Genomic DNA, 12,891 nt, shown 5'->3' on the forward strand with positions numbered 1-12,891 from the left:
ATTAATTATATTCCGAAAGGGTGTGTGTAGTATCTTATCAACTAATGTTTTTACTTATAAATCTAAGGATGGAAAAACAGTAATAATTAGAGAAGCTAAAGAACAGGATGCAGAAAGAATACTAGATTCTGCTTCAAAAGCTTTAATAAACGCTCCATACACGCTAAGTACGGTTGAGGATGTAAAAAAGGTGCGTATCGATGCTATTCAAAAAACGTTAAAAGCTTATCATGAAAATCCAAATTATGTACAGTTTATTGCTGAAGTTGATGGTAAGTTAGTCGGTGCAATAGATTTTAAGAACGGAAACAAAGAAAAAATTAGTCATCAAGGGGCTTTCGCGATGACCATACTACCTGAATATCGAAATTATGGTATTGGAAGAGCTCTTCTAGAAACGTTAATCAATTGGGCTAAAAATAACAGTAAGATTGAAAAAGTTTGTCTTGAGGTAATGGAAGATAATCTAGGTGCAATCCAGTTATATAAGAATCTAGGCTTCTTTGAAGAGGGTAGAAAAGCAAAGGGTGTAAAATTGGATGATAGCTATCAAAATTTAATATTAATGGCTTTATTCGTTTAAAATTGAACATTATTCAACAATGGGCGATATTGTTGAATAAAACTTAGATTTTCAAACGACTTTATTGTTATATTTTTAAGTACAGTGAAGTATCTTATATCGAAAATTAAATAACTATGTTTTAACCCCGTCCTAAATTTAGAGCGGGGTTATACTTGTTTTAGGTTTTAAAATTAAATAACTTTATTGTCATTTTACACATCTACCATTTCAATATAAAAAAGAGGATTTTCATACAGTACTAGAAAATCCTCTTTTTATATTTATCCCACATTAGCTTGCAGTAAAACTCCCCACTGATTATAGTTTCACTTTATTTTAATCCTTTAATTAAAGGTGACGCTTCCCCACTATGGAAAATCCATAAATCATGAAGTGATCTCGTACATCCGACATATAGTAACTTTGCATCATGTTTTGTGTTTTTGTAATGTTCTTCATCCACATCAATTAAAAGCACCGCATCAAATTCTAAACCTTTCGCTAAATAGACAGGTACTACTGAAATACCACCTTCATATTTACTTTGATCTGCTTCAATAACGTTTACAGCCAATCCTGCTTTTGTTAATTTCTCATATATATCGCGGCATTCATCGTCTGTTCTTCCTATTACCGCAATGGTTTTCACATCTTCGTTTTGTAGATGTTTTAACGTCTTCATAATCTCATTAAATTGATCTTCTGCATGGATTACCTTAACATCTTCACCACTGCGAAAAACTGGTGTTGCGAGCCCAACTGGAATCTCTGCATTTTTAATTATTTCGTTCGCAAATTCTATAATTTCTTTTGTAGAACGATAACTTCTCGTCAGTTCATAATAACCTGTTTCTTGGAATACTTCTTTAAAAGCACTCCAATCTTCAATTCCTTGATAATCATAAATTGCTTGAGATAAATCACCTAATATAGTAAAAGAATTACCTAGTGTAATTTCTTTTAATACATAAACTTGGAATGGTGGAAAATCTTGCGCTTCATCAATAACGACGTGATGGAATTTCTGTCCGATTTCAATACCTGTTATGCGGTGATGTATGTAAATTAAAGCTGGTAAATCTTCTACATACACTTCTTTTTTACGACAACTCTTTTCAGTTTCTTTCACAAGTTCTTCAGGCAATACTTCGAGTATTTCTTTACTTTTCAATATTGAACTATATAGTGAAAGTGGGCTCATTTTCGGCCAAAACTTCATATAAGTGTTCAATCTCTTTGTCGCTTCTTTTTTTAATAATTTCTTCTCGTTTGTTTCTCCATACTTTTTCAGTTCAATTTCAATCCAGCGCTTCATTCGGCCGACTAATCTTTCTCTTCTTTTCTTTAATGGATAATGTTTATATTCAACTTGCATCCATTTTTTTATGTCTTCTACTGGAATAATAGCTTTGTCCCATGCCTCAAAATCACTTGTTGGTATTAATTCATTTTCAAATTGAATCATTCTCTCTTCAATAAAGAACTTAAATTCCAGTGTACCTTTCAATTTACCGAGCATAACCTTTTCTTCATCACGATTAATTGAAAATGCTTCTTTCAATTTTTCTTCTGTCTGCTTTAGTTTCACTGAATCATCTAACGTGCGTAATGCCCAATCCGGAAACGTTGTTTGACTAATATTCCCTACACCTAATTCAGGAAGTACACTCGAAATATAGTCTAAAAACAGACTATTCGGCGCAAATACGATCATTCTCTCAGCTTCTAGCTGCTCACGATATTCATAAATCAAAAAAGCAAGGCGATGTAAAGCAATTGTTGTCTTTCCGCTCCCTGCAACCCCTTGAATTAATAATGGCAAGTTTCTTTCCGCACGAATAATATCATTTTGTTCCGATTGAATCGTTGAAACAATATCCTTTAGTTTATTATCTTTATTCTCACCTAATCGATATAGAAGAAAATCATCGGCATGTGATACATCTTCATTTCCTTTTACATATGTATCAACGACACGTTCAAGTTCTCTTTTTCGAATAGAAATGTTTCGTTTTAAATACACATCACCTTCTACTAACCCATCTGGTGATTGATAAAATGCTAATTCTTCTCCACCGGTAAATGAATAAAACATACTTGCGACAGGTGCTCTCCAATCAATAATGATTGGTTTCATCGTGTCCATATCCGAAACCCCTACTTTTCCAATATAAATCGGCATAGCTGCTTCTTTACCATCTTCCTGAAAATCTAACCTTCCAAAGTACGGCTCTTGCACACCAATACGTAAATTTTGTCTATTAGACTCTCTCATACTTTCAAGAATTTGCTCCTTAAAATCTTCTCCATAATAAACTGGGATTTTTTCAAGCTTATCCAATTGCTCATCCATCGTATGCAAAGTATCCTTCATTTTTTGTAACTCATCTTCAAATATGTTGCTCATTTCGACGATTCCCTCCTGTCCGTTCTAATTTTTCAGTCGAAGTATCATTGTATTAAAAATCCAATCATAAAGTCAATAGTTTCTATTTAAATTTTCCGAAAAAACTTACTTTTCATCTTTCTAATTTAAAAAGAATATGCAACATTTAAATCACACAACTACACATATATTAAATTGATGTATACAAAAACGACAATTATTCACACAATAAAAGTAAAAAGAGTAAGGATTTAATCCCTACTCTTTTTTACTTTTATTCGATATGATAAACATTCATTTAAAGAGGATCGCTCTTTATATTTCCCAGCTTCAAAATCATGCGCTCCTCCTGGGAAAATCCCAACTATACTTAAATGAGCCTCGGCACATAAATTACTAATCTCACCTACAGCATAGCAGCGTAAAGATTGTGTCACGATATCATTTGAAGAATCTATTTCCCACCAATGGTCTAGCATTCTTGCATTTTCACTATCATATTCATACTTTCGCATTGCAGAACCTATCGGCATTTCTTGTCCATTGGCCTTTTCCCAATATAACGGTTGATAAATATCAATAAGTGCACATCCATCATCCATCATCCAATTTTTAATTCGTTTTAATAGAATCAATTGTTCCTCATCTGTTCCTACACCAAATCCGTCTAAATAAATAACAACATCAAACTTTTCTTTAAAGTTAATTTTATAAAAATCGGCGCAATGAACCTCAATATCATTAGTAGCATGTTCTTTTGCAAACATAGCTAACTCCGGTACAAGCTCAACAGTAGTCATTTTTACATTCAAATTAGACATCGCCCTTGCAAATCCGCCATTTCCAGCTCCTAGTTCTAACATCGTCTGAATTGGATATCCAACTTGTTCTTGCACTTCTTTAGCAACTTCCTGTAACCAATTTTCATTATTTATATCATAGCTTATTAGTTCAAATTGTTTTTTATAAAATTCTTTTACATTTAATTCGTTCATTATTATTCTCCTCCTGCAAATTATTTTTCTGTTACAGGTGAGAAACTAAATTTCTAATGCCCATGAAAAATCCTCCTTTTGATTTCCCTATATTTACAATTCATCAAAATAATAAGAATTTTGAAAGTGAAAGTATAAAAAATAGATAATGGATTATTCCACTATCTACTCTTTAGCTACTTTTATTTTTCTTTTTGATACTCCACCCAGTCACCAGAATCAATAACTTTCAATATCATCTTTTTATCTTGAGCGATATACACATATGCTTCTATTTCCCTATCAGCAACATATACTGTTTGCGTGATTCGATCATATAAATCGGTCTCCGCATTACCTGTATATTCTTCTAGTTCATCTAACTTACACAATATCTCATCATTTACTACATAAACTTCTCCATACACCTTTTCTTCAATCGAATAAGTCATAGCCGGATATCCTTCATTCGTATCAAATAATTTTCCATATGTCCAAGCTCTGTCTGCAATGCACGTTGCACCTAACATATAATGAGCATTCGTTTGTCCTCTTCTTAACGTGCCATAAACGAAAACATGATACATAAAATCTTATCCCCTTTATATGTCTCTACTTTCTTATTTGTAAATAAGCACGAATCATAAAGTAACTCACTTCATTCGGAAGCTGTTCTTTAATAGATTTCAGACCACCCTCAGCATTTTGAACGGCAGTTTCAATAAGAGATTCATACTCTGCTGGAACAAAACTTTGCCACTCTACTTCCATTCCATCCTCGTAGCAGCGAATTAAATGGTTTTCGATTGTTTGTCTTGATAAGTTACGTTCTTTTGCAATCTCATTCAAATCAATACCTTGTTTATACATTTCATACGTTTCTAAATGAGAATTTGCGGACGCTTTTCCTGACTTTTTACGCTCTGCAACTACTTCTGTCTTAATCGTTTCAGCGTAATTTGGATTTTCCTCAATAAAATGCTGAACTGCTTGTAAGAAGTGCGAGCCATATTTCACAAGTTTGTGTTCTCCGATACCTTTTACCGTCAACAATTCGGAATCACTTTGCGGCATTTTCACGCACATATCTTTTAATGTTTGGTCAGAGAAAATAACGAACGGAGGTACACCTTCTCCTTGTGCAATTTCTTTACGTACTTCACGAAGCACTTCAAATAAAGGATGGTCTTGTACAATTTGTCTTGTCTCTACTCGTTCTTTTCGTAAAACATTCTCTTTACCAAGTAATACTTCTTTCCCTTTTTCTGTTACTTTTAACGTCGGATAAGTGCCATGTTCAACTGCAATTAACTCATCTGAAATTAAAAACTCAATAAACTCACTGACCTCTTTTACACTACGGTTCGATAAAAGCCCATACGTTGGTAAAGTATGAAAATTAAATTCAATAACTTTCTTATTTTTCGACCCCGTTAATACTTGCGCTATCATTTGCTTCCCAAAGCGTTGGTTCGTTCTAATCATGCATGATAAAACCATTTGTGATTCCCTTGTCACATCAATGCTCTCGCGATCGTCTGTACAATTACCACAGCGTCCACAATCTTCTTTCGGTTCTTCTCCAAAGTATTGCAAAATGAATGATTGTAAACATTGTTCTGTATGACAGTAATCGGTCATATTTTGCAATTTTTCAAGTTCATTTGAAAAACGTGATTCTCCAGTTGATTGATCAATTAAAAAACGCTGTACTTGTACATCTTGAGAAGAATATAACAATATACATGTGCTATCTAATCCGTCACGACCAGCACGTCCTGCTTCTTGATAGTAACTTTCCATATTTTTTGGAAGCTGATAATGAATTACGTAACGAATATTCGATTTATCAATACCCATCCCGAATGCAGATGTTGCTACCATTACACTTACTTCATCTCGTAAAAAGAGTTCTTGTTGCTCATTTCGATCACTATCACTCATACCAGCATGATATTTTGATACAGAAACTCCAGCCTTCATTAAATCTTCATATAACTGATCGACTACTTTTCTAGTAGCTGCATATATAATCCCAGATTCCTTTTGATTTTGACGAATATAATCCGCCAAATATGCATTTCGATCTTGCCCTTTAATGACAGAAAACGATAAGTTCTCACGCTCAAACGTTGTCATAATTGTATTTTCTTGATTAATTTCAAGTGTGTTACAAATGTCCTCACGTACTTGCGGTGTTGCTGTTGCTGTTAATGCTAATACGAGCGGTTTTTCTGGAAGATAATCTAATATGCGATGTATATGTAAATAACTTGGACGGAAATCATGTCCCCACTGTGAAATACAGTGTGCTTCATCAATCGCAATCATAGGGATTTTCATATCGATAAGTTGGTCAACAAACTCCATCGAATCAAGACGCTCAGGCGCGACATAAAGTAATTTGTAATGTCCTTGTTTCGCTAATTGAATTCGCTGATTTGCTTCGGCAATAGAAATAGAACTATTAATATATGTAGCTGAAATGCCATTCTGTACCAATGTATCTACTTGATCCTTCATAAGTGATATTAAAGGCGATATAACCAACGTCGTTCCTTCAAATACTAATGCCGGAATTTGATAACAAATCGACTTACCGCCACCCGTTGGCATAATACATACTGTATCTTTCCCATCTAGTACATTTTTAATTGTTTCATCTTGTCCTCTTCGAAACGAAGAATAACCAAAATAGGACGCTAAAAGTTCTTGTGCTTTAGTAAACAAAAAAGAGTCACCTGCTTTTCTTTATCTTTCATCTACTTCTATTATATCAATCACTTATGCGACTTGAAAGAGATGAATAGATGCTTATTATTTTTTCGTTATTCTATGTTTCTCCACCTATTTAATATGAATTAGCATCCATGTTTTATATGTTTTACAACATTTATAACGTAAATCCAGTAAACATGAAGAAAGAGTTTCAATTTAAATATTCATTTTATTTCCCTTTCTTGAATACTACTAATCGTATACATATAAATTCAGGAGGTTTCTATATGAAACATCATAATATGAGTTCCATCACGGCAAAAAAGAAAACAACACAACTCCAATTCTCTAATAATGATGCGTGGAAATATGAATCATACTATAAGTACCAACCATTATTCTCTTATAAAAAGCTTTTTAATTTTCTTTCTCAACTTTTTAGATGTTAATATATGCGCAAAAAATATATCATTCGCAGAATTTTTCTCAATATTAAATGTATAGACTTACTACAATTCAGTTGTTACCATATATAATAATCTGTTGGATAAACCCCTTAAGTTGACCTGCTTATATTAGCAGGTCTTTTTCATGATTACTTACTTCTACACCTCAATCTCACTTCCAAGTCTTTTTTCCATTTTATAACCATATTTAAATCCCAACAATTAATGATAATCATAAATTGTTGGGATTTTAATTGTTCACATATAATTATGCAATTCTTCTTTCTCAATACACAAAACACATTTTACTTGTTACTATGAAAGTACTCCAGATGAGTTTTTGCTCATCGACATTATCTAGTTAATGGGGCCTGCCGCGGGAAGCAGGTCTCTTTGACTTTATTAAGGTCCCAATTTCATTTGGACACATTTACCAGGTTTTTTCAAAAGAATTTTATGATAACATTACGTAGTCGAGTCCGACATCTCGGCAATACCCTTTTGAGGGTCTGTAACTTCCCTTGCAGACCCTCTTTTACTTTATATTCAATTTATTCATATATACCACAAGATCATTCACCTAATTTCTCCAATTCAAATTCCCTAAAAATAATCTAGGACACGTAACTAAACATAAATCTATATCATACTTTGAGTTATACATGTTCAAAGGAGTGTTACTATTTATGTATTCTTATTGGCAATCGTATTACTCCCCCTACCATAACCCTTATGTAAACTATGATTTATCCGTACGTAACTACCGAATTAGTAAAAACGAGAATTTTTTAAAAGGGTATATGCGTTCTTTATGGGAACAACACGTCGCTTGGACGAGATTGGCTATTATAAGTATTGTATTTAATTTACCCGATGTTAACGTTACTGTTGGACGCCTTCTACAAAACGCAACACATATGGGACTATCACTTGAACCATTTTACGGTGAAGATGCAGTAAAAAAATATAGTGCATTAATTAAGGATCACTTAGTCATTGCAGCAGATCTTGTTAAAGCCGCAAAAACTGGTGATCAAAATGCAGCTGCCGCTATAGAGAAAAAATGGTACGCTAATGGTGATGAAATCGTTGAGTTTCTTAATAACATCAACCCATATATAGGAAAAGAAGAATTCCGAAAAATGTTTTATGAACATTTAGCACTAACGAAAGCAGAAGCACTTACCTTCCTAAATAAAGATTATGAAGCAGGAGTACAACTTTACGATAAAATTGAAAAAGAAGCATTAGAAATGGCCGACATGATAACAAACGCAATCGTAAAACAATTCCCACAAGTATTTCAATAAAGTGAAATGTTAATCAGAGTAGGTATTACTACTAAGTAATACTTGATAAAATAAGTCGATTCCCAAACATAAATCGGCTTATTTAACTTTCTCTCCATGATATTTCACCTCTCCTCTTTACATTTAGCTTATATCGATATATTTTATTAATATCCGTTTTTTATAGGAGGAAATAGTTTGATTAACGCGATTGGGCTCGTTTTTATACTTACAAATAAACACGAGAAAAAAAAGAAAGTTTACCTAAATGAAAAATTTGCACTAATAGATATTATTGATTCTAAAGAAGTATTTGATGATGAAGGGAATCCTTTAGTAGAACTAACATGTAAATACAGTATATATTTAGATGAAAAATATTACTGTAAATCTCTCGATGATTATACTGGACAAGTATTTCCTTTCTTAAGTGCAAAAATAGGAAAAGGTCTTCTAAGAAACTTAAACTACTACTTTTCTTACGTTGATGCCTATGATAAGAAACCACCAGTTAAAGAAATAAGACCGCTGATGAAACAAGTAACTAACAGATAGCGAAACATACAAAAAAGGAAAGCATCTAGCTCTGGATGTTTTCTTTTTTATTGAAAACTCATTCATTCTCATCCTCTTCTAAAAGTATGTATCCAAGCATATTTTAAATTAAAAACATTGGAGGATTAGACTGAATGAAATACTCAGAAACAATTATAAGTAAACGACTTCGAATGCTTAAAATGACGGGTATGTTTTTCATGCTAGTATTAATAGCATGGATTGGATATACAAAATTACTTTATGAAAACGGATTTCTTCAAGAAAAAAAGAATTCAGTAGAAGTAATGAATACTAGCATTACAGGAGAAATAGAGCAGCTTTTTCATATAAACTTGCAAGGTTATCGAAAAACAAACCTTGATGCTGTTATAGAAGCAAGTAAAACCGATCCAAGCGAACTATCCCTAATTGAACTGGTCAACAAATCCTGCTCGCGAGATTGCATAGGTGAGCCAGTAACATATGTAAACTCAAACAATGGATATATCTTTTATAAGGAATCTAATGGAACTAATGTAGCTATAACGGTTAAAAAGAAAGACACATGGGTAATTGTAAAGAAATCTGTTCAAGATGGAATATAACCACCCTAAAAAAGAGTACGTATCGTACTCTTTTTTATTATTAATACCCTTCATCTTCATCTCTACAATGGCATTTCGGTTTCGTTTTACAATGACATTTTTCACACTCACATTTCGGTTTCTCTTTGCAACAACATTCGTGAAAATCACTGCGTTTACATCTACATCTCCCAAACATTAAATTATCCCAAAATTTATTACAATTTCGGGAATGCCCACAATGACAAGTATTCCCCATGGATATGCTTCCTCCTTAATAGAATTCATCATATTCTATGTTTGAAAGTATACAAAGGCTTGTTTATTAGTCTATTTTCTCCATATTATAACTAGATTTAGAAGATTACATAAAAATAAAAAGCCGTCACATGACGGCTTTTTATTTAGCAAACTACTCTTTTGTATAAAAAAATTTAATTCCTTTCGTATCTAACCAAGCCGTTACTTTGTCCAGTTCGTTCCCTTGACGATAATCTGTCTCGAAATACACAAGTCCTTGGTTATTTCCGGGAGATATTATTTTAGAAGTATATCCAAGCTTATCCATCATTTGAATCATGTCAGGAATTAAATTTACACCAAATTCATAAGTAACTACTTTGTTATATTTATTCACTATAATTCCAACCCCTTCTTGTTTCTTTATTGGCTCAACAGTTTGATTTATAAACCAAGCTAACGGTTTATTTCCAATTAGCTCATTTAAATCACATTTTCCGATACCAGCTACATTCCCTGTTTCTGTGTATTGCCAAATATCACATGGATACGCCGGTTTGTTACCACCATAACGAGGAATCCATACAAAATCAGAATTGACATTTGCCATTCCAAATGGAGCATACATATGATGAGCAATATATAAACCGACCTTCTTAGCTCCTAATCTACGTAATTCATCAATAAATGCTTGTGCACCCGCTCTCATATCATTCATTGTTTTTACTTCTACGTCAGCTACCCAAACTGTGGCATTTTTTTCACCACGGTTCCAAAAGTCTCTTGCTTCTATCCGTGCATCCTCTACTGAAACGAAACGACAGAACGCATAATTACCAAACGGAATATTTCTTACTTTCATTGCTTGTACATAATTATTATATAAAGGATCAACATAAGTTGAACCATCTTGCACACGTGCAATTACGAAATCTAATTGTGGGGCTGCGATATCCCAGTTAATATTGCCATTCCATTTTGAAATATCTACAATGTAACCCATTATTCATCATCTCCTTTTTTATTATCATATTCAGAGATTGTATTTTTTGCTCTTATCCCTTAAACAATCAAGTCAGTTTTTTAATTAGCAGTAGAGATTTTGTATTCATTGATAATGATTTAAAATTTAACTTATGTATCGAAAAATAGAATATTATTATAGATTTAAAAGATGATTATTCAAAAAAACTAAAGTATATAATTAAAACCACCTTTTTGATAGGTGGTTTTAATTATATACATTGTCCATATTTGTGGTTACATAGTATATTATCGTGAGCCATTAAAATAATAAAAGCCAACTTGTATTTTTAACCCACTGATTAAAGTTTTACTTTATCTCACATACTCATAGTACCACTTACGCGCATCTAACCAAGTTGTAAATTTATCGATATTTCCAGCTGGATAGCCATTCGTTATAGCATAACCAATGCCATCTTTCTGAACGACAATTTGTCCATCAATACCCGCATCAACCATCGCTTGAGCCAAAGCTTGTAAATTACTAAATGCTACACCGCCAGTTTTTACTTTGAGCAAATCCACTGTACCTCCTCCAGTTTGTCCTGTAAGAGCAAACACAATAGAATTAGCGATTTTATCAACATTCCATTTTGCCATGTCAGATTCATTATCAATAAATCCTAATTCTATAAGAATAGCAGGTGCTTTCGTCCCATTTAATACCGCTAAATCTGTACGCTGTTTTGCACCTCGATCACGCCATCCAATATCTTTTGCTAGTTGAGCTGAGATTTTAGCCGCCAAGTCTTTCTGATCATAATACAGAACCTCAACACCCTGTCCATTTCCATCGCTTGCATTAAGATGAAAAGAAATAACTAAATCCACAGCATGGGAATTGCTTTTACGAATGATATTATTTAAATTTTGTGATTGAGTTGTTCCTACCTCGTCCGTATCGTCATAAACCGTGTGTCCTAAGGCTCTTAACTTAGCCGCCACGGCATCTTTAACTTGCCTATCCAGAACGTGTTCTTTCCGATTCCCGAAATTAGCACCTTGAACAATACTATTATGTCCTCCGTGCAAACTATATCTAGCCATTATTCATCAACATCTCCTTTCTTAATATTCTATTCAAAACTTGTCTTATTGCTATTCCCACTTACAATCTTAACTGTACCCATACACCCTACATTTTCTAAAATTGACGGCACGAACAAAAAAGCATCACCCTTTCGGCGATGCCTAAGCTCCCTAAATAAATAGAGTTTAAAATCACTGAAACTTCACCTATATTTCCTCCCCTTCCTTCACAGCTTCTTTCAACCTCTGCAACATATACCCAATCCCTTTACACCCCTCTAGCGGATATGTAATCATTTCTTCTGGATATAACTTTGTCACTACTTTTTTATGCTTTTTTCCTGCTAGTAAGACGATTTCGTCAAACTGTAATAAACTTTTATCTACCAACTGTTTTTGTAATTGCTCTATACTTATTACCTCATCGCTTTTTGAATCAAATGCAAGATCATAGTTTTCTAATACAATATCATTTGGTCTTAAAAATCCATGTTTCGCTGATAATATAACCCAGTTTTCGAAAAACATAGTTGCGTATGCCTGACATGCTTTTCCGAACGGACTAATATATACATCTTTTGCTTCCATCGGTCCGTAGTTTGAGTGCTTATCCCAAATTTTCTTTTTTCCACAAGGAATTATACATAGCCTTTTCATATATATTTCTACTCCCTTTACTTCTGTAAATAAAATTCGTTATTTTGTACATTTTTCTCTCGAAATACTATATAATAATTCCGAAAGCTAAAATTACACATTTTACCATATACGTACTATGGATCACTCTCATTGCAAATATTATAATACCATAAAAATTTTTGCTTTTTTTCTTCAAAATATTAAATATAAATTTTAACATAAGGATGTATAGATATAATTAAAAAGGAGGTTCATAAAAATGAAAAATATTATCCCTGCACTATTAGTCTATTTTATCGTTTGCGTTATTTCCGTTATCATCCCAGCATCTGAAGGCTATAATTATGTCGGCTGGAAGTTATTTGTTGGGCAAGTGTATGCGATACCTATTTTCTTCATTACTGCGATAATCACATTTTATATAAACAAGAAAAAATCTTACGAATAAACGATTATAA

At 33.0% G+C, this 12,891-nt stretch carries 12 protein-coding genes; 5 read left to right on the top strand and 7 right to left on the bottom strand.

Annotated elements, in window-relative coordinates; translation table 11 throughout:
- Nucleotides 1–22: 22 nt before the first annotated feature.
- Nucleotides 23–583 carry a GNAT family N-acetyltransferase gene (locus tag CN409_RS08155; RefSeq protein ID WP_000337120.1) on the top strand — a complete coding sequence of 187 codons (561 nt, stop codon included), beginning with the start codon at nt 23–25 and terminating at the stop codon, nt 581–583.
- Nucleotides 584–896: 313 nt separating this feature from the next.
- Here the strand turns inward: CN409_RS08155 and CN409_RS08160 are convergent, their stop codons facing one another.
- From CN409_RS08160 to recQ, 4 genes are all read right to left on the bottom strand, one after another.
- Nucleotides 897–2,972: a HelD family protein gene (locus CN409_RS08160; protein ID WP_000065164.1), complete on the bottom strand. Its 2,076-nt coding sequence runs from the start codon at nt 2,970–2,972 to the stop codon at nt 897–899.
- Nucleotides 2,973–3,202: 230 nt separating this feature from the next.
- Entirely contained in the window at nt 3,203–3,946 is a 744-nt protein-coding gene (locus CN409_RS08165; protein WP_001004294.1) for a class I SAM-dependent methyltransferase, read from the bottom strand.
- A 182-nt stretch (nt 3,947–4,128) separates the two neighbouring features.
- Nucleotides 4,129–4,512 carry a gamma-glutamylcyclotransferase family protein gene (locus CN409_RS08170; protein ID WP_000274901.1) on the bottom strand — a complete coding sequence of 128 codons (384 nt, stop codon included), beginning with the start codon at nt 4,510–4,512 and terminating at the stop codon, nt 4,129–4,131.
- Between the two features lie 25 nt (nt 4,513–4,537).
- Entirely contained in the window at nt 4,538–6,655 is a 2,118-nt protein-coding gene (recQ, locus tag CN409_RS08175; RefSeq protein ID WP_000494275.1) for a DNA helicase RecQ, read from the bottom strand.
- Between the two features lie 1,120 nt (nt 6,656–7,775).
- On the opposite strand from recQ, the gene CN409_RS08185 reads away from it, so the two are divergent.
- From CN409_RS08185 to CN409_RS08195, 3 genes are all read left to right on the top strand, one after another.
- Nucleotides 7,776–8,399 carry a hypothetical protein gene (locus CN409_RS08185; RefSeq protein ID WP_000287734.1) on the top strand — a complete coding sequence of 208 codons (624 nt, stop codon included), beginning with the start codon at nt 7,776–7,778 and terminating at the stop codon, nt 8,397–8,399.
- Between the two features lie 177 nt (nt 8,400–8,576).
- The gene (locus CN409_RS08190; RefSeq protein WP_000606231.1) at nt 8,577–8,933 is read left to right on the top strand and encodes a hypothetical protein; all 357 of its coding nucleotides are present in this window, start codon (nt 8,577–8,579) and stop codon (nt 8,931–8,933) included.
- A gap of 134 nt (nt 8,934–9,067) precedes the next feature.
- Nucleotides 9,068–9,520 carry a hypothetical protein gene (locus tag CN409_RS08195; protein ID WP_000877576.1) on the top strand — a complete coding sequence of 151 codons (453 nt, stop codon included), beginning with the start codon at nt 9,068–9,070 and terminating at the stop codon, nt 9,518–9,520.
- A gap of 391 nt (nt 9,521–9,911) precedes the next feature.
- Here CN409_RS08195 and CN409_RS08205 read toward each other — a convergent pair whose 3' ends face one another.
- The 3 genes from CN409_RS08205 to CN409_RS08215 all read right to left on the bottom strand — a co-directional run bounded on the left by CN409_RS08205 (nt 9,912) and on the right by CN409_RS08215 (nt 12,451).
- A complete protein-coding gene (locus CN409_RS08205; RefSeq protein WP_000540626.1) occupies nt 9,912–10,742 on the bottom strand; it encodes a GH25 family lysozyme in 831 nt (276 codons plus the stop codon).
- Between the two features lie 335 nt (nt 10,743–11,077).
- Entirely contained in the window at nt 11,078–11,812 is a 735-nt protein-coding gene (locus tag CN409_RS08210) for an N-acetylmuramoyl-L-alanine amidase (protein ID WP_097981618.1), read from the bottom strand.
- Nucleotides 11,813–12,001: 189 nt separating this feature from the next.
- Nucleotides 12,002–12,451 carry a DUF6884 domain-containing protein gene (locus tag CN409_RS08215; RefSeq protein WP_000824878.1) on the bottom strand — a complete coding sequence of 150 codons (450 nt, stop codon included), beginning with the start codon at nt 12,449–12,451 and terminating at the stop codon, nt 12,002–12,004.
- Between the two features lie 241 nt (nt 12,452–12,692).
- On the opposite strand from CN409_RS08215, the gene CN409_RS08220 reads away from it, so the two are divergent.
- A complete protein-coding gene (locus CN409_RS08220) occupies nt 12,693–12,881 on the top strand; it encodes a DUF4017 family protein (RefSeq protein ID WP_000789485.1) in 189 nt (62 codons plus the stop codon).
- The last annotated feature ends 10 nt before the right edge of the window (nt 12,882–12,891 follow it).

This window comes from Bacillus sp. AFS012607 (assembly GCF_002558005.1).
Classification (GTDB): Bacteria; Bacillota; Bacilli; order Bacillales; family Bacillaceae_G; genus Bacillus_A; species Bacillus_A thuringiensis_S.

What these genes read in the sequence shown, in the direction of transcription:
- CN409_RS08160 (WP_000065164.1), bottom strand. Translation starts at nt 2,972, where the DNA reads ATGAGCAACATATTTGAAGATGAGTTACAAAAAATGAAGGATACTTTG.
- CN409_RS08165 (WP_001004294.1), bottom strand. Translation starts at nt 3,946, where the DNA reads ATGAACGAATTAAATGTAAAAGAATTTTATAAAAAACAATTTGAACTA.
- CN409_RS08170 (WP_000274901.1), bottom strand. Translation starts at nt 4,512, where the DNA reads ATGTATCATGTTTTCGTTTATGGCACGTTAAGAAGAGGACAAACGAAT.
- CN409_RS08185 (WP_000287734.1), top strand. Translation starts at nt 7,776, where the DNA reads ATGTATTCTTATTGGCAATCGTATTACTCCCCCTACCATAACCCTTAT.
- CN409_RS08195 (WP_000877576.1), top strand. Translation starts at nt 9,068, where the DNA reads ATGAAATACTCAGAAACAATTATAAGTAAACGACTTCGAATGCTTAAA.
- CN409_RS08205 (WP_000540626.1), bottom strand. Translation starts at nt 10,742, where the DNA reads ATGGGTTACATTGTAGATATTTCAAAATGGAATGGCAATATTAACTGG.
- CN409_RS08210 (WP_097981618.1), bottom strand. Translation starts at nt 11,812, where the DNA reads ATGGCTAGATATAGTTTGCACGGAGGACATAATAGTATTGTTCAAGGT.
- CN409_RS08215 (WP_000824878.1), bottom strand. Translation starts at nt 12,451, where the DNA reads ATGAAAAGGCTATGTATAATTCCTTGTGGAAAAAAGAAAATTTGGGAT.
- CN409_RS08220 (WP_000789485.1), top strand. Translation starts at nt 12,693, where the DNA reads ATGAAAAATATTATCCCTGCACTATTAGTCTATTTTATCGTTTGCGTT.